Origin of the sequence: Proteiniborus sp., assembly GCF_040308045.1 — a bacterium.
Taxonomy (GTDB): Bacteria; Bacillota; Clostridia; order Tissierellales; family Proteiniboraceae; genus Proteiniborus.
Map to the genome: position 1 here is coordinate 50,714 of NZ_JAWRHZ010000061.1, position 17,653 is coordinate 68,366.

Annotated in this window: 15 protein-coding genes and 1 pseudogene; 1 reads left to right on the plus strand and 15 read right to left on the minus strand. The window is 32.0% G+C overall.

Translation table 11 applies throughout. The annotated features are described in order from the left end of the window. Window positions 1-59: 59 nt before the first annotated feature. Both ABV008_RS13210 and spoIID read right to left on the minus strand, forming a co-directional pair. Window positions 60-326, minus strand: a complete 267-nt coding sequence (locus ABV008_RS13210) for a Veg family protein (RefSeq protein WP_352420475.1) — start codon at window positions 324-326, stop codon at window positions 60-62. A 146-nt stretch (window positions 327-472) separates the two neighbouring features. Then, the gene (gene spoIID / locus ABV008_RS13215; protein ID WP_352420303.1) at window positions 473-1,903 is read right to left on the minus strand and encodes a stage II sporulation protein D; all 1,431 of its coding nucleotides are present in this window, start codon (window positions 1,901-1,903) and stop codon (window positions 473-475) included. A gap of 225 nt (window positions 1,904-2,128) precedes the next feature. On the opposite strand from spoIID, the gene ABV008_RS13220 reads away from it, so the two are divergent. Next, entirely contained in the window at window positions 2,129-3,931 is a 1,803-nt protein-coding gene (locus ABV008_RS13220; protein WP_352420304.1) for a heme NO-binding domain-containing protein, read from the plus strand. A gap of 48 nt (window positions 3,932-3,979) precedes the next feature. On the opposite strand, the gene ABV008_RS13225 is transcribed toward ABV008_RS13220, so the two are convergent. The 13 genes and pseudogenes from ABV008_RS13225 to ABV008_RS13290 form a co-directional block, all read right to left on the minus strand. Continuing rightward, complete coding sequence (locus tag ABV008_RS13225) at window positions 3,980-4,243, minus strand: metal-sensing transcriptional repressor (protein ID WP_352420305.1); 264 nt, start codon at window positions 4,241-4,243, stop codon at window positions 3,980-3,982. A gap of 21 nt (window positions 4,244-4,264) precedes the next feature. Continuing rightward, the gene (locus tag ABV008_RS13230) at window positions 4,265-4,462 is read right to left on the minus strand and encodes a copper ion binding protein (RefSeq protein WP_352420306.1); all 198 of its coding nucleotides are present in this window, start codon (window positions 4,460-4,462) and stop codon (window positions 4,265-4,267) included. A gap of 25 nt (window positions 4,463-4,487) precedes the next feature. Further along, window positions 4,488-6,863: pseudogene (locus ABV008_RS13235) on the minus strand (heavy metal translocating P-type ATPase). Window positions 6,864-6,994: 131 nt separating this feature from the next. Beyond that, a complete protein-coding gene (locus ABV008_RS13240) occupies window positions 6,995-8,047 on the minus strand; it encodes an Mrp/NBP35 family ATP-binding protein (protein ID WP_352420307.1) in 1,053 nt (350 codons plus the stop codon). 136 nt (window positions 8,048-8,183) lie between these two features. Beyond that, window positions 8,184-8,735, minus strand: a complete 552-nt coding sequence (locus tag ABV008_RS13245) for a helix-turn-helix domain-containing protein (RefSeq protein ID WP_352420308.1) — start codon at window positions 8,733-8,735, stop codon at window positions 8,184-8,186. A 161-nt stretch (window positions 8,736-8,896) separates the two neighbouring features. After that, the gene (locus tag ABV008_RS13250) at window positions 8,897-11,002 is read right to left on the minus strand and encodes a CocE/NonD family hydrolase (RefSeq protein ID WP_352420309.1); all 2,106 of its coding nucleotides are present in this window, start codon (window positions 11,000-11,002) and stop codon (window positions 8,897-8,899) included. A 92-nt stretch (window positions 11,003-11,094) separates the two neighbouring features. Next, entirely contained in the window at window positions 11,095-12,255 is a 1,161-nt protein-coding gene (locus tag ABV008_RS13255; protein WP_352420310.1) for a DUF819 family protein, read from the minus strand. 147 nt (window positions 12,256-12,402) lie between these two features. Continuing rightward, on the minus strand, window positions 12,403-13,467 hold the full coding sequence (locus ABV008_RS13260; RefSeq protein WP_352420311.1) for a mandelate racemase/muconate lactonizing enzyme family protein: 1,065 nt from the start codon (window positions 13,465-13,467) through the stop codon (window positions 12,403-12,405). A gap of 268 nt (window positions 13,468-13,735) precedes the next feature. Next, window positions 13,736-14,467, minus strand: a complete 732-nt coding sequence (locus ABV008_RS13265) for a Crp/Fnr family transcriptional regulator (RefSeq protein WP_352420312.1) — start codon at window positions 14,465-14,467, stop codon at window positions 13,736-13,738. Between the two features lie 378 nt (window positions 14,468-14,845). Next, window positions 14,846-14,983: a hypothetical protein gene (locus ABV008_RS13270; RefSeq protein ID WP_352420313.1), complete on the minus strand. Its 138-nt coding sequence runs from the start codon at window positions 14,981-14,983 to the stop codon at window positions 14,846-14,848. Window positions 14,984-15,012: 29 nt separating this feature from the next. Beyond that, entirely contained in the window at window positions 15,013-15,591 is a 579-nt protein-coding gene (locus ABV008_RS13275) for a 5-formyltetrahydrofolate cyclo-ligase (RefSeq protein WP_352420314.1), read from the minus strand. Between the two features lie 608 nt (window positions 15,592-16,199). After that, on the minus strand, window positions 16,200-16,799 hold the full coding sequence (locus ABV008_RS13285) for a peroxiredoxin family protein (protein WP_352420316.1): 600 nt from the start codon (window positions 16,797-16,799) through the stop codon (window positions 16,200-16,202). A 24-nt stretch (window positions 16,800-16,823) separates the two neighbouring features. Next, window positions 16,824-17,507 carry a cytochrome c biogenesis CcdA family protein gene (locus tag ABV008_RS13290; protein WP_352420317.1) on the minus strand — a complete coding sequence of 228 codons (684 nt, stop codon included), beginning with the start codon at window positions 17,505-17,507 and terminating at the stop codon, window positions 16,824-16,826. Between the last annotated feature and the right edge of the window lie 146 nt (window positions 17,508-17,653).

A 17,653-nucleotide genomic window follows, 5' to 3' on the forward strand; every position in this document is an offset into this window, starting at 1 on the left:
CACCCCTTCTACAAAAGTAATTTACAAAAAACACAAGCTACCCTAAGGGTAGCTTATATTTAACTTATTTGAATCTTTCTTTCTTCATTACAAAGGGTAACTTCAACTGTTTCTGTCAATATATCGGAATAGCTATAAGATACTCTTCTTATAGAGTTATATCCACCGTCGATTTTTACTACGAAAATACTAGGGTATGCGCTTTCTATGATTCCTTCCCTGATTGTTGTCTTCTTCCTTCCCTTGTTAGCTTTTAATCTAACCTTCTGTCCTACGCAACTTTCCACATTGGCCCTTATTTTAGCCAAAGAGTTTTTTTCCAACAAACAATCACCTTCTTTCCATTTATCCATATATCATAATATCACATATGAGTCCCTTTGTCAAATATAACTTTTTATTGTACTATATAATACTAGTCTTTGTCAAATACAAATTTCTAACAAATTGCTATAAAAAAGCAGTAATTATCCTAGTATTTGTAGTATTCTATCAATCCATCCGTAATCCCCGCTATTACTTTGTCAATATATGTCGCATCATTTAATTTCAATTCTTTTTCAGGATTAGTTATATATTCTAGTTCTAGATGTAATGAGCCTACAGACACTTCTCTTAATAAATAAAAATCTGCTATTCTTATTCCACGATCAAGTATTTCTTCATCCCTAGTTAAATTTGACATTATAGATTTGGCTAATGTTTCGCTCTCTTTATCATTTCTATAATAATATATTTCGCAACCATGAATCGAAGGATTTGCATAGCCATTTAAATGAATGCTTATAAAAAAATTAGGCCTTATTTGATTAGCCATTTGAGCCCTTTTAGAAAGTGAAACGTATTCGTCTTTTTCTCTTGTCATAGGAACTTCTGCTCCTAAGTTTTCTAATGATTCTTTTAGTTTCTTTGATATTTTAAGCACAATATCTTTTTCTCTTGTGCCATTTATCCCTACATATTCATGGCTGTTTTCTCCTCCATGGCCAGGATCTAACATTATTATTCTTCCAATTAAGGGCTTTTCTATACATGGTTTCTCAATTTTCTTTATTTCAATTCCTGTAAAATAATACTTTAGTATTTCTAAATAGCTTTTACCTTCTAAAGCCATTTGATTTCCGCCATATTGGCACAATCCTAATCCTTCACCTTTACCTCTAGTGACAAAGGTTATTACTGTAGGTAAAAAACTAAATCTTGTGGAATCTAGTCCTAGTAACTCTGTCATATCTGTTCCCTTAAATTCCTTACCTGATATTTTTATGCTAATGACACGACCGAATTCATCTCTTTCTATATCATCAAAGAAACCTTCTATGCTAGTTTTTAAGGTAGGCTTTAGGGCTGGAAACTTTACATTTAATTTGTTCTCTAGTTCTTCTATAGATATGGACTTACTGTTATCCCAGTTAGGAGAATCGGTACAATAATCACACAATACTCTTCTAAGATAAACTATTTTTCTTGACATGACGCTTTCGGAATTTTCTGTGGAGCCTCCACAGGTATCATGAAATCTAGCGTCTATGGGTTTATTGTCATAAGTCATTATTAATCCTTCTGTCTCCTTTACTGCTTTTTTTACTTCCTCTACTTTTTTTTCATATTCATCAGTCCAAATTCTCTTTAAATATTCTTTGTCTGCAAGGTGTATACAATGTTCTTCGTCACAGATATCGCATCCTTTGTGTTTTGAGCAACCAGGACCATCGAATGCTTTAGCTAGCCGTATTAGCTGTGTTCTTGCCACTATGCCTTGAGTTTTTATCATTTCAAAATGAAACTCTTCTTTTATTTGTGCTAAGACCGCCATCAAAACAACTTCTTCTAATGGAAGTTTAACTATTTTATTTTCTTTATGAATAAAAACATTTATATAAACAATGTTATTAGATAACATGAAATTACCTCCCCGAAAAGTCAAACATGGAAATCAGGCTATTTAATTAAGATACAGATATATAATATATATTATGAGAATTTAGCTTTACGTGTGCATGGCAATAACTTTTGGGGTATTGATAAGATATGTGTTCAAAAAAAGAAGGATTATGTAATTTTTTGTGGAACAATAAAGAAGAATGAGTTTAGAGTGTAAAGGAGGAAATGGGCTAAGCCCTAAATTATGAAAGGAACTATTGTATCAGCATGGATTAAAACTTCAAGAAAGCTTTATGGCGACTCTTTAGTTAATGAAGCCATGACAACAGTTGGTATGGAGCCAAATAGGATATTTAAGCCTACTGAAGATATTGAGGATTCTTATGCAAGAGGAATTGTAGATGCTATTTCAAAAAAAATAGGAAAATCTGCTTATGACACATGGGAAGAAATAGGCATGGATAATGTCATAACCTTTTCTAAGGATTACCCTGGTTTTTTTAAATACAAAAATCTGTACTCATTTTTAAAAGCTATGTATGATATACATGTGGTAGTTACAGAAAGAATCCCTGGTGCAAAACCCCCTATATTAGGCATGAAGGCAATAAGTGGTAACAAGGCAGAAATGACCTACAAGTCACACAGAGGTATGTTTGGATATTTTCATGGAATGCTTAAGGGTGCTGCTAGATATTACAATGAAAATATTGGTGTAGAAGTTATAGAAAAATCTGATGATTTTACTAAAGTACATATTACTTTTCCCGAGCAAATATATAATTATAAGAAATACGGAATAAATAAATTTTTATCTTTTGGTTTTATAAAAAAACTTGAGGGCAAGATAGCTATCGCTTCACTAGTATTAATTGGTGTACCTTACGTAATACTCTCATATTTTTTGGACAAATGGCCATTGACTGGTGTTGTTTTGGGTCTTAGCCTTATAATACCATTTGTCATCACTAAACTACTTCTAGCTCCTGCTAAAAGTATTGTTTATCAGTTAAATAACTTAAAAGAAAATAATTATTCTGAAGAACATGATATATCTACTAATGACTTTTTTGAAGATATTAATAAGTTAATTAATGAATACAAGGATATTTTAAAAAGTGATTTTGTTGGTTTCAAAGGAATGACTGATGAGCTCAATGTATTTAGTGACAAGTTTAATGAAATCTCAAGCAACATGAGTCATACTTCTAGAGAAATATCAGGAGTTGTAGAACAAGTAGCTGAGGGAGCAGTAAATCAAGCTGAGGAAACTGAAAATGCAGCTTATTTGCTAAACAATAATATTATTTCATTAAATAAGATAGCTGATAATGAAAACCATAGTAAGGATGAGCTTGAAAATGTTGTTGATAGAATTGGAAATAGCTACAATGAATTAAAAAATACCTCTTCTAGTTTGAATAACATATTATCTAAGTTTGAGCAGGTTAAAGGAAATAGTCTTTCTCTTCAAAAAAGGGCTAAGGATGTTACAAAGATAGTTGAAACTGTTGAAAATATTGCTGATCAAACTAATCTACTTGCTTTGAATGCTGCTATTGAGGCTTCAAGGGCTGGTGACCAAGGTAGAGGGTTTGCTGTTGTGGCTGAGGAAATAAGAAATCTTGCTGAAGAGTCTAAGGATGCAGTTAAACATATTAATTCTAATTTAATAACATTCATTAATGAAATTGACTCTGTTGTGGCACAGATTGAAAACCAATATTCTATTTTAAATGATGAAAATCATAAGCTTTCTAATGTTGCTGACATTAATCATTCTATTGTAGTATCTGTAAAGGAAGTATCAACTACTCTAATTGAAATGATTAAACAGCTTACTGAAGAAACTAATAATATTAATAAGGTATCTGAAAATATTGAATCTTTAGCTGCTATTGCTGAGGAAAATTCTGCTTCATCTGAAGAAGTAAGTGCTAGTATGACTTCTTATACAGCTGAAATTGAAAAAATGATGAATAATATTGTTGAATTTAAAAATGTGTCTGAAGCCTTTAAGGAAGACCTTGAAAAATACAACATGTAATGAAAAAACCACTCGTGCCATTGTAAGCTATACTGCACGAGTGGTTTTTTATTTTATATACTTATCTATTACGTTTATTATTTCTTCTATTTTTTCATCGCCATGGCCTTCTAAAATAGCATCTTTTACACAGCTTTTTATGTGCTGATCTAATATATTTAAGTTTGCTTTTTTTAGTAAGCCTATTACAGATAATATTTGCTTGGATATGTCTACACAGTATCTTTCTTCTTCTATCATTTTTATGATACCTTCGACTTGTCCTTTAGAAGTTTTAAGAAGACTTAATGCTTTTTTTCTTCCTTCATTCATTTATATTCTCCATTCTATTTTCTATAATACTTCATATCCCGCATCTTCTATGGCTGCTTTTAGTACCTCATCTTGTAGGTTATCTCCTTCTACGTCTACTTTTTTCGCAGCCAAATCCACCTCTACTGACCTAACTCCTTCTAGTTGGCTTAATGCACTTTTTACTGCTTTTACACAATGTTGGCAGCTCATTCCTTCTACTGTTAATGTTTTTTTCATGTGACACTCTCCTTTTTTATTATCATTATTTCAGTCTAAACCTTTTTAATCTAAGCGAATTGCTAACTACTGATACTGAGCTAAACGCCATGGCTGCTCCTGCTATCATTGGATTTAAGAAGCCTAAAGCTGCAAGTGGGATACCTGCTGTGTTATATGCAAATGCCCAGAATAGGTTTTGCTTTATTGTTCTCATGGTTTTTCTACTTAATTCTATGGCATGAACTATATCTCTTAAGTCTCCTTTTATAAGAGTTATATCTGCTGCTTCCATAGCTACATCTGTTCCTGTTCCTATGGCAAAACCTGTATCTGCTGCTGCAAGTGCTGGTGCATCATTTATTCCATCACCGACCATTCCAACAACTTTTCCTTCTGATTTTATTCTTTCAATATTTTCTGCCTTATGCTCAGGAAGTACTTCTGCTAATACTTTTTCTATACCAACTTGCTTTGCTATGGCTTTTGCTGTTCTTTCATTGTCTCCTGTTATCATATAAACTTCTATTCCCATATCTGTAAGTCTTTTAATAGCTTCTTTTGAATTTTCTTTTACTGTGTCTGCTACTGCTATTATACCGCTTATTTTCCTGTCTATAGATATTAGCATGGCTGTTTTTCCTTCATCTTCTAACCCTGATATCTTATTTTCTACATGGGATATTTCTATATTCTTATCTGCCATAAGCTTTCTATTTCCTACATATAGCTCTTTTCCTTCTATAGATGCATATATTCCATGACCTGGTATAGCTTCGAACTTATCTGTATCAGCTAGCTGAATACCTTTTTCCTTTGCTCTCTCTACTATTGCCTGACCTAATGGATGCTCAGAGTTTTTCTCTGCAATCCCTGTAAGTCTAAGTATCTGGTCTTCTTCATAGTCAAAGGCTATTACATCTGTGACTTCTGGTTCACCTTTAGTTATGGTTCCTGTCTTATCGAATACTATAGAGTTTAGCTTATGAGCTCTTTCTAGGTGCTCTCCACCTTTTATTAGTATACCATTTTCTGCTCCTTTTCCTGTGCCTACCATTATGGCTGTAGGAGTAGCCAGACCTAAGGCACAAGGACATGCTATTACTAATACTGCAACTGCACTGATTAGAGCTTGAGTAAAGTCTCCAGCTATGAGATACCATAATAAGAATGTAATAATTGCTATACCAACTACTGTAGGTACAAATATGCCTGATATCTTGTCTGCAAGTCTCTGAACTGGAGCTTTGGAACCTTGTGCATCTTCTACTAGTTTTATTATCTGTGCTAATGCTGTGTCTTTCCCGACTTTTGTAGCTTGGAATTTAAATGTTCCAAATTTATTTATTGTAGCTCCTATTACTTCATCGCCTATTTTTTTATCTACTGGTATACTTTCACCTGTTAACATGGATTCATCAACTGATGAATTTCCATCTACAACTTTCCCGTCTACAGGTATCTTTTCCCCTGGCCTAACTATTATTATATCTCCTGCTTCTACTTCTTCTATAGGTATATCTACTTCTTCTCCATCTCTAACTATTCTAGCTGTTTTGGCCTGTAATCCCATTAGCTTTTTGATGGCCTCTGATGTTCTGCCTTTTGCTAATGCTTCTAAAAGCTTTCCTAAAAGTATTAATGTAATAATAACTGCTGAAGCTTCGAAATAGTAATCTGTCACGCCTACTATTACATTATATAAGCTATAAAAATAAGCTGCTGATGTACCCAAGGCAACTAGTACATCCATATTGGCTCCTCCACCTCTTAGTGAGTGGTATGCTCCTTTATAAAATCTATAGCCTACAATAAACTGAACAGGTGTAGCTAGTAGCAATTGAAAATATCCATTACTTAAAATAGTATGGACTCCAGCCATATGAAAAAACATGGCTGAAAAAAGTGGAAGGGCTAGTATTGCTGATATTATAAGTAAAGTTCTTAATGTCTTTATTTCTTTTTCTCTAGCTTCCTTTTCTTTATCTGAACTAGTGTTTATTTCTTCTGTTGCTTTATATCCTGCCTTATTTACAGCGCTTTTAAAATCTTCTACTGTCAAGTCTCCTTCAATGTACTCTATTGTTCCTTTGTTTAAAGCTAAGTTAACGTTTACTGATTTTACTCCTTCAATTTTACTTAGAACCTTTTCTACTCTCGCAGAACATGCCGCACATGTCATTCCTTCTATATTTAATGTAGTCTTCCCTAAAGGAACCTCATATCCTGTTTTTTCAACTGCTTTTACTATTTCATCTATTGAAAGCTTTTCACTATTGAATTCAATAGTAGCTTTTTCTGCAATTAAGTTTACCGAAGCAGTATTCACGCCTTCTAATTTTGATAGAGCAACCTCTACCCTTTTTGCACAAGCTGCTCAGGTCATACCTAAAACTTTTATAGTTAATTTTTTTGTTGCCATCTTTTTCACTCCTTTTTATACCCCTCCCCAGGTGGGGTGGTTTGTTTTATTATAGCATTTCGTTTTTACTTTGTAAATAGTTTCTCCATAATTTATTTTGCTAATAAGAAATATTATAAAAAAACACTTGGTTAACCCAAGTGTTCTAGTTTCTTTGCAATTTTATTATAAATCTTGCCTATTTCTGTATTTATATCTCCAGCTAATATATTTCCTTTGTCGCTGCCTTCTCTTATACTTGTCATTAGTGGTATGTCTCCTAGATAGGCTGCACCAAGCTCAGAACTAAGTTTCTCTCCTTCTCCTTCACCAAATATAAAATGCTTTTCTGAACAATTGTTACAGATAAAATAGGACATGTTTTCAACGACGCCTGTTATCTTATTATTTGTCTTTGCTGCCATAAATCCTAGTCTTTTAGCTACACTAGCTGCTGTTATTTGTGGTGTTGTAACTATTAAAATCTCTGCTTTTGGAAGGCTTTGCATTAGGCTTAGTGGTACATCTCCTGTTCCAGGAGGAAGATCAATTAGCATATAATCCAGTTCTCCCCAATAAACATCATAAATAAATTGTGTTAATATTTGCCCAAGTATTGGTCCTCTCCAAATAAGTGCGTCATTTTTTTCTATTAGGTTTCCCATTGATATGACTTTTACGCCTTTTTTTTCTATAGGCATTATGACGCCTTCTTCAATTATTGTTGGTCTTTCTTTGTTTATTCCCATTATTTGAGGAATGCTATAGCCTAGTATATCTGCATCTATAAGTCCCACTTTATATCCAAGACTACTCATTGCTACTGCTAGATTTGCTGTTACTGTAGATTTTCCTACTCCACCTTTTCCACTGCCTACTGCTATTACTCTGGTATTTGCAAAAGGATTTTTTCTTTCTCCTTTTCCTTGAAGCTTTTGAATCATTTCTTGCTTCTGTTCTTTTGTCATTTCACCATAGACAACTTCAACGTTTTCTACTTCTTCTACTTTTTTTATTTCAGATATTATATCTTTTTTTATTTTGTCTTTTAGTGGGCAACCCATAGTAGTAAGTGTTACATTTACAATTACATCTTGTCCTAATATTTCTACATCCTTTATCATATTTAACTCTACTAAACTTTTCTTTATCTCTGGATCTAGTACGTTTTTAAGTGCTTCAAATATCGTTTCTTTTGAAATCAATTTTTATACGCCTCCTAAAGTTTTCTCCTTTTTCCTATATTACATTATACACCCATTGTTCCCTAGGTAAAGTGATTTAAATCAAAAAAAGAGTTGTTTCTCTAGTGATAAAAATATATAGAAACAACCTCGTAATCTAATATATTGGAGGAGAAATAGAAAATAATCCTTTTACTGTGCTGTCTCCATTGTTAATCATTTTATGAGGAACTCCTTCTTTTACGTAAATGCAATCTCCTTTTTCTAGTATATATGATTGTTCCCCTAGAATAATCTCTAGGCATCCTTCTAATACCATCATCATCTCATCTGCTTTATGTACAAAAAAATCATCACTAGCAGAGCTTTTAGGATTAATCTCAAAATAAGCAGACAAAATCCTTACATTTCCATCTATTTCATATGGCATTGGAGTTAAAAATTCATAAAAAATGTTACTATTAGGAAGTTTCATTTTTTTCCTTTCATTAGCCTTTATGAAAATTCTTTCTTCATTATCATCACCAAAAAAAATGTATATTGGTACTCTTAAAACATTTGCTATTTTTCTTAAGGAAGAGATTGATGGTTCTATAATGTCTCTCTCCACTTGTGAAATATAACTAGCTGTTAGATTAGTTGCCTCAGCAATTTGATTTAGTGTAAGTCCTTTTTCTTGTCTAATCTTACGGACTTTACTTCCGACCATGAAATTCCTCCTCATGTAAATAGTGTCACCAATATTGTATCATATTTTGGGCTATTCTTTTATGGAAATCAATAATATTTTATCTCCAGAATATTATCTCCATTTTTTATTGGATTAAAAAGCTAGAAAGACTCTATATGTCTTTCTAGCTTTTCAGTAGCCTAGTTTTTATTCATTAAAATTGGTAATCTAACTAATGAGTTATATTTTCCTCCATGATATATTTTCTGAGTTGCCTGAATACTATCAGCATCAAAAGCAGGGTCGTTTCCAGTATTGGAGTTAGGGAAAATAAAGTTATCAGCACTAGATGTAATGGTAAATCTAATCCTATGTCCTTTTTTAAATGTAATTCCTATTTTGGATGTTCTGATTGCATATTTTTCTATCTTATTTGGCTCCAATAAATCAATCTTATCAAAGCCATTTCTAAATTTAGCTCTAAAAACCCCATCCACAAGTTTAATAGAATTTCCATCTTCATCTACATCAGTTAATCGTACAATCCAATCAGTATCTTTGGCTGAGCTTGAAGCATAAAACTCTGTATATATATCACCAACGACAGTTATTTCATCTTCTAGCTTATTAGTTGTATATACTAAAACATCTTTTCTTTTTTCTATTTCTATATAATTGTCTGGAACGCCTACTTCGTTTTCTGATAAATCTATAAGGTGAGGAGCTGGATTTTTGGGGTCATAAATATAAGTATCAAATCCTTCTTTATCAACTTGTTTGAAATCCAATCTGCCATCTCCTGTAGAAGTATTGGCATTACCATCGCTGGTTAGATAGATATCAGTAAGCTTTACATCTTCAGGGAACCAATTCATTGATTGTCTCCATTTATTATCTCCAATAGTGTAATATTCCACTTCTTGTTCTTTATCTATTCCATTGTCCATTCCCTTTAAGTGTTTATCAAACCAAACTAAATAATAATAGTCTAAGTCATATCTGATAGCGTTATTTCCAAAGCTTACTCCATGAATGTCTCTTGTAGTATTAGCACTGTGCATCCATGGTCCTAAAAATACTTTTTTGTTTCCTTTTTCATATTCTTTTATTATATCTAATCCTTCTGTAGTTCCCATTCCATTGTCGTCAAACCATCCTGAAGCTATCATGGTTGGAACTTTGATTTTATCCTTGTATTGAGCCCAGTTTACCTTGCTCCAAAAATCATCATATTTGTCATGGTTCATCCAGTAATTCCAGAAAGGAACATCTTTACCTAGTGCTTTCTTAGGTATATCTTTCAGAGGTCTTATCTTTAGTACTTCTTCCCAATCATCTCTAACCATATTTTCTGGCTTAAATCTTTTTTCAACCATTGCAAATGCCCAAGCTAGGGTACCAGAGGCAAAAGTTCCACCTTTTCTTGGCAAATCGACAAAAGGTCCACCTGCAGTAACAATACTTACAAGAGCTTTCAAATTTTCATTTCCACTAGCTGCAGCTGCCCATTGCACATAGCCTCCATAGGAACCACCTATCATTCCAACGTTTCCATCGCACCAATCATTGCTCACAATCCAATTGATGCTATCATCTCCGTCTTCAACTTCAGTATACATTGGAATCCATTCTCCCTCTGAATCTTCTCGACCCCTTGTATCTTGAATAACTACTGCATAGCTTCTTTGGACATATTTGAAATGGGATTCAGCATAAAGCTTTTTACCGTAAGGAGTTCTTACAAATATTGTTGGAATTTTTTCATCTATACCTTTTGGCAGCCAAACATCAGTAGCTAACTTAATTCCATCTCTCATAGGAACCATAAAAGTCCCTTTAAACTCTACTCCATATTTATCCTTAGATATTAACTTCTCTTTCCATAGTTTCAACGGAGTATAGTCTTCATATCCTTCTTTAACAAGTACATTACAATTTTCTCTTGTAGTCACAATAAATCCAACAACTTGATTTTCTACTGCAACAACATCAAGAGGAAATTTTTTATTCCTTTGAACCCAAATATATTCATCATACTCTGATTTTTTATATAAGTCTCCCCAAGAGGTTTTTACTTCATCTGTTTTTCCAATGAATATTTTATTGAGTTCTTCTAATTTTTCATTTAAATCTTTAAAATTTATTTTGTAAAGCTCTTCATATTTTTTGATGTCTTCATCTTGTAAAGTTTTTGCTTCCATCCAATTGTTATTGAAAACATCTTTTTTCATATGCTTAATAGAATCTTCTTCAATTATAACATCAGCGTAGTGAATACCTGATTGATATAAAGAATACATAGCCATTTAAACACATCCTTTATAAAATTGTTGCTTATTAGATTATTCGATATATAAATAAATTCTAAGACTCTCTTTAGAGAGAGCCTTAGTTTATATTATGCTCCAATTAGAGCTTTTATTAGATAAGCTACACTTATCCCTAGATAGTTTCCTAGTGCATTTCCTAGTGCTCCTAAAACAACACCTACACTTACTAGGGACTGCCACTCAGCAGAAGCTGCCACTAGTGCTGAGCTTGCACCATCTGCAATAGATGCTACTATTGATATAATAACATATTGGTATTTAATCTTGAATAATTTACATAATATTATATGAAGAATTAATGAAAATACAACTACTAGTATTAAATATAAGGAAATTAGCATAGTGGAACCAAAGAAGTCCTTTAAGTTAACCATGAATCCAATAATAGATAAAAAGAATAAGGCAACAAATAGTCCTAAATCTATACTACCCTTTATTTGCTTAACTGGTTTAATCTGAGCAATTGCAACTGCTAAAGTTGTTATTAAAAGTATTCTTATTGCACTTTGTATTGATGATGGTGCCATTTTTGATAGTAAGGTTGCAACTTCTGTAACTATAAATCCAATAGCAAATAGCCATGCAATGTCCTTAATGCTCCATTCTTTGCTGTCCATTAACTTTTGACCACCATCTTGGATTAGTTCTTCATCACTCAATGAGTAAGGCCAAAATTTATTGAATTTTTTTGATTTCTTTAATATGGCCGGAGCTGCAAATAAAAATATAAGAGTTGGAGTCCCTATTACATAGTCCGCTGCATTGGCTGCAGCAAAAGTTTGAGGACTAGCTTGCAATCCAGTTCCTATAGCTGTTAGATTTGAGCTTCCTCCAGTATAGGTCCCTACAAACATACCTGCCATTTTCCAGCCTTCATCAATATTAGGAGCGAAAATAAGACCAGCTAAGAAAGCTACTATACTAACACTTAAAACAGCACATAACATTGCTAATAAAGGCTGTTTTGAAAGTTTAACCATCTTGCTTAAGTCAACATTCAATAACATCATTGTCATTGAAAGAGGTATGGCATATTGGAATACAACTCCATATACATCTGCCATATTTGGTACAATTCTTAAATTTGATAATATAATACCTATTATTATTACGGTTAAAGCAGGACCTAAGTTTTTAAACATTTTAAATTTTTGTAAATATAATCCTAAAGCTACTACAAAGGCCATAACTGCTAATAAACTACCTGCACTTGAAAATAGTGTTACCATATTATTCCTCCTTTTTTTGTAAATTGAGCCTATATTCTGAAACTTTTAGAAACTTTTAAAAAAAACAATTTGTCTCAAAATAATCCAGAAACAAATTGTTTTGAATAAACTTCTTGTCATAAATCAATTTATAAAAAGCCCCTATAATTAAAAATCAATATCTATGCCAAGACCTGGCGTCTCTGGTAGTATGATTACTCCATTTTCTATTGTTAAGCCGCCTTTTATTCCAGGATCTTTTGTATATAGGAAGCTATCCATATCTGCTTCTGTTATATTTTTCTTTGCTGCTACTAAACTAGCTCCAGCTGTTATGGCAACTTTGCTTTCTAGCATACAACCCACCATACATTTAATATGTGCAGCTTCACTTATAGCATTTATTTGTTCTCCTCTATATAATCCACCGCTTTTCATTAGTTTAATATTAATTACATCTGCAGCATTTTTTCTAACTACTCTTATAGCATCAATAGGAGAAAATACACTTTCATCAGCCATAACCATTATGTCTACTTTTTCTCTTATTAAAGCCATTCCTTCTATGTCCCAATAAGGTACTGGCTGCTCAACAGCTTCTACACCATATTCTTGTACTGCTTTCATTACTTTAACTGCTTCAGATACTGACCAGCCTTGATTTGCATCCATTCTTAGCCTTATATTTTTTCCAACAGAATCTCTAATCAATCTTACAGCTTCAATATCTTCTTCTGGATTTAACCCAGCTTTTATTTTTAATATTTTGAAGCCTTGGTCAACTCTTTCTTTAGCTTCTTTTGCCATTTCAGATGGAGTTGCAATACCTATGGTTATATCTGTATCAAATTTATTTGAGTTTCCTCCTAAGACTTTATACAGTGGTGCTCCCATAACCTTTCCTTTAATGTCATATAAAGCAATATCAATTGCTGCTTTTGCTCCAGTATTTCTTGCAATAGCATTATCCATTATATTATGGAGCTTTTCCATATTAAGAGGGTCATGACCTATAATAAGCTTTCCTAGCATTTCTGTAACTATTTTTATATGGTCAATGGAATCTCCTGTAACAAATTCCATTGGTGCACCTTCACCAATTCCATATACTCCTTCATCTGTTTCAACTTTTACAAGCATAGTATCTACATGCTCTATTACTCCAAGAGCAATTTTAAAGGGCTTGTGTAATTCTAACTGCAGCTTTTCAACCTTCACATTAGTAATCTTCAACTTAATTCTCCTCCTCTCAGTAAAAATAAATTTTTTAACATTTTTAACTATAACTTAATTAAGTTATAATTAAATTAATGTTTCCATTGTATTATTTATTAAATTTTCTGTCAATACATTTTCAGCATCTATTTATTTTTGTAGTAAATAAACAAAACCAGTCTTAGCAATGAAAATATTGTAAGACTGGTTTGCATACCAAAAAACATATATTAATAATTATTAGAATAGGTTTTTACACACTCAATACTTGAAATATATCAAATATCTACGTTGTCATATATTCTAACTCTTCGATATCATTAATTATTATTTTCTTACTTCCTACTAGCTCTATTACTCCTTGGTCTTGCATACTGCCTAGTTTTCTGCTTATGGTTTCTCTAGTGACACCTATATAGTTTGCTATATCTTCTCTGCTTAATGGTAGTTCTAGTTCTATCACATCACCTTTAGCCATTCCAAAATCTTTTACGAAGCTTAGTAAAAGTCCTGCTATTCTAGCTTCTATATCTTTTGTACTTAGACTTTGAATAAGATTCTCCAGTTTCACAATTCTATCATAAACTACTTGTAATATTTCGATGGCTATTTCAGGGCTTTCTTTTATTATTCCATCAAAATCATCCTTGGTCAGTACACATATATTGGCATCTTCTAATGCCTCTGCATTAAATTTGAACTCGTCTTTTTTTAGAAGACTTAAGTCTCCAACAAAATCTCCTTCTGATAAGATATAGAGTATTTGTTCTTTCCCTTCTCTAGTATATTTAAATATTTTAATCTTTCCTTTATTTATGACATAAAGCTTATCTGATATATCCCCTTCAAAAAATATAATCTGGCCTTTTTTATAGTTTTTATGTGATATCTTTTCTGTTAATTTTGCTAGTTGTTGTTCAGTAAGAACTGAAAATATTGATACTTTATGGGCGCAGTATTTTCCTTTACACAAATTGCAGATTTTATATTCTCTTTCCAAATCTATAACATTACTCATAAATCTTCTCTCCCCTTTATATTAAATGTGATTTTTATCACATCATTATGTGATTCTAACCACATTAATAGTATAAATATTAATGTATATTATAATTATGGTTTATAATTCTCAGAATAAATATTAGCTTAATGTATGGCACTATGCATTATTAGATAATTATATTATATCTAAAAAGGAGAGATTTTCAAATGAGCAGATTTTTAGCTCCAATACACTCTCGGCTATTCAATAAAATAAAATTGCATGAAAAATTGGAGATGATGTAATTAATATCAAAGATACAAATACACTAGAAATGTTCTCTAGATAATTCTAGTGTCCCTGTAATATAATAAATCCCGTAGATTTAGAATGTCTACGGGATTATTTTTTCTATTATATACTACAAGGGCTATATCCACAATTTGGACATATGAAGCAGCCACTTTCTGGCTTCATTATGCTTCCACATTCTTCGCATACATTTTTCTGTACTTTCTTTCCCTCATTATTATTGTTGTTTTGGTTTTCCATTTATTTTCCCCCTTGCCGCTGTTATCATATTACCTGACTATTATTCTCTTGTCTGTTATAACGTAATCTACTGGGATATCATGTTCTTCTACTGGTATTAAATTCACTAATTGAAAATCATAAACCAGTCCTATTGTAGGTATTGTAAAGTTTAGCTTCCCAAGAAATCTATCGTAATAGCCACCTCCATAACTCACCCTATAACAGCCTCTATCAAAGGCAAGGCCTGGAAGTATTATTAAATCGATATTTTCCGTACCCACTGGCTTTACAAGTTCTTTTTTAGGCTCTAAATATCCAAAGTTACTTCTTACTAAATCATTTTCCACGCTTTTAATTTCCGTAGGAACTATCTTTCTCCCTTCATCTATACAAAAGGGAACTATTACGCTTTTACCATTCCCATGACAATATTCGATTAGATTAAATGTATCAACCTCATTGCCAAAGCTTAGGTAGAGCATTATTCGTTGGCTTTTTATAAATATAGGTAGCTTTGTCAGAGTTGAAATAATTTTTTCGCTTAAGGAACTCACCTGTTCTTTTGTCAATTGATTTCTCAATTTAGTCATTTCTTTTCGTATTTCTTTCTTCCTATAGTTGATCATATTTCTCCTCCTGATAATACTACTAATATGTATATCCATAATTCTTTCAATTAATCAAAAAATAGATATGCAATTTAAGGTTTTTAATACAAAAAGAGTAAGGCTTTCGCCTTACTCTTTAATGTAATCTAACTACAGGATGATCCGCCTCTGTTTGGCATAATATAGAATCCTTTTCTTAGCCAATCATTTACGTAATCTACATTAAATGTTCCATAAGTGTCTATAAGATCTTTATCTACTAAATAATTGTATTCACCAATTTTAGTTACATCATCATTTTCTTTTTGCTCATCCAGAGCTATTCCAAAAGATGGACCACCTCAGCCAACACCTGCAATATATATTCTTACGGATTTACTGTTTGAGCCTTTCTTATCTAATATTTTTTTAAGCTCTTCTTGAGCTTTTTCTGTTACATTTATATTCATCATTAACCCTCCTAATATTTCTTGTTGTATATATACCCCCTATGGGTATCTTTAAACTTATTGTACTACATATTTAGTTTGAGGTCAATGATTTTTATTTATTCCTGACTCTATTTAATAATACTTATATTTAATCTCATATTTAGGTTTATTTTCTTATGGAAATATGATTATTATCTATCTTACATTATCTAGCATTTCAATCATATGTTCATAAGTCATGAGACCAGGTCTATATGCTCTTATTATCCCTTCTTTATCTATCATTACTGATGTAGGTATTGAGAAAGTATTATAGGTAACTCCCACTTCTTGGGTTTCGTCTAATAATACTGGGAAAGTGTATCCATTTTCTTCAATGAAATTTTTAACTGCACTTTCAGATTCTCCAACATTCACAGCAAGAACTATAAAATCGTCATCTTTATTTTCTTCATATAGTTTATTTAAATCAGGCATTTCTTCTCTGCATGGTGGACACCAAGACGCCCAAAAATTTAATAATACAGTCTTTTCTCCTTCGTAGTTTTTAAGGGATACTTTATTGCCTTCTAAATCTTCTAATATAAAATCTGGAGCAGGCTCTCCTATTTCAATAATATCTTCCATTTGTATTTTATTTAGATTATTTTCTTTTTGAATTTCTTCTACAACCTTCCTTTGTTCTTCTGCAGCTGTCCTTGCTAAAAACCTGAATGCAAAAAGACCTAATGCAGTAGATGCAGCAATTATTCCGATTATAACTAAAGTAATTATGATTATTTTTTTATTTTTCATATAGACCTCCTAAGAAAACCAAAATTAAAAAATATTAGCAATTAAATATATTTTATTAAAGAAAATTAAAAGCCCTAAAGCTACTACAATCATTCCGCCAATTTTCGTTATATATGGAAGTGCTTTTTCTAGATTAGATAAAAACTTCCCAAATTTACTTATAAGTAATGCTGTTAAAATAAATGGTATAGCAAGACCCAAAGAATAAAACAGCAACAAAAAGAAGCCTGTTGACACTGTTCCTGTATTTCCTGCAAGTAAAAGTATGGTTCCTAAAACTGCTCCAGCACATGGAGTCCAACCAGCAGCAAAAGCCATTCCAACTAGGACAGAGCTAAACCAACTAGTTATCTTAGGAAGCTTAATTTTATTTCCTTTGTTTAAAAGATTTAAATTTAATATCCCCATCATATTAAGTCCTAATCCAATTATTAAAACTCCACTAATCTTAGAAAACTGTGCTTTGTATACTCTAAAAAGTCTTCCAAGAAAGCTTGCGGATATTCCCATAATCATGAATATAATAGTAAATCCTAAAACAAAACCTAAAGTTCTAGTAAGGGCAAGAACCTTTCTGTTTTCCAATTCTTCTTCTAATGCAGTGCCAGTTATATATGTTATATATGCTGGTATTAATGGAATCACACAGGGCGAGAAAAAAGATAATAACCCTGCTATAAAAACAGCTGACATTGAAATATCGGTCACATAATTCACTCCTTAAATATAAATCTTAACACTAATATTTATATACCCAAAATTATACCATACAGGGGTATAATATATCAAATTATTATTTAATATGCAAAAAACCCGTGGAAAATTCCACGGGTTGTAAAAGCTTCAAAAAATTT

Bases quoted from the DNA above. Each gene is read 5' to 3' on its own strand.
- ABV008_RS13270 (WP_352420313.1), bottom strand. From the start codon at position 14,983: ATGGAAAACCAAAACAACAATAATAATGAGGGAAAGAAAGTACAGAAA.
- ABV008_RS13265 (WP_352420312.1), bottom strand. From the start codon at position 14,467: ATGAGTAATGTTATAGATTTGGAAAGAGAATATAAAATCTGCAATTTG.
- ABV008_RS13245 (WP_352420308.1), bottom strand. From the start codon at position 8,735: ATGGTCGGAAGTAAAGTCCGTAAGATTAGACAAGAAAAAGGACTTACA.
- ABV008_RS13255 (WP_352420310.1), bottom strand. From the start codon at position 12,255: ATGGTAACACTATTTTCAAGTGCAGGTAGTTTATTAGCAGTTATGGCC.
- ABV008_RS13230 (WP_352420306.1), bottom strand. From the start codon at position 4,462: ATGAAAAAAACATTAACAGTAGAAGGAATGAGCTGCCAACATTGTGTA.
- ABV008_RS13275 (WP_352420314.1), bottom strand. From the start codon at position 15,591: ATGATCAACTATAGGAAGAAAGAAATACGAAAAGAAATGACTAAATTG.
- ABV008_RS13285 (WP_352420316.1), bottom strand. From the start codon at position 16,799: ATGAAAAATAAAAAAATAATCATAATTACTTTAGTTATAATCGGAATA.
- ABV008_RS13220 (WP_352420304.1), top strand. From the start codon at position 2,129: ATGAAAGGAACTATTGTATCAGCATGGATTAAAACTTCAAGAAAGCTT.
- ABV008_RS13250 (WP_352420309.1), bottom strand. From the start codon at position 11,002: ATGGCTATGTATTCTTTATATCAATCAGGTATTCACTACGCTGATGTT.
- ABV008_RS13225 (WP_352420305.1), bottom strand. From the start codon at position 4,243: ATGAATGAAGGAAGAAAAAAAGCATTAAGTCTTCTTAAAACTTCTAAA.
- spoIID (WP_352420303.1), bottom strand. From the start codon at position 1,903: ATGTTATCTAATAACATTGTTTATATAAATGTTTTTATTCATAAAGAA.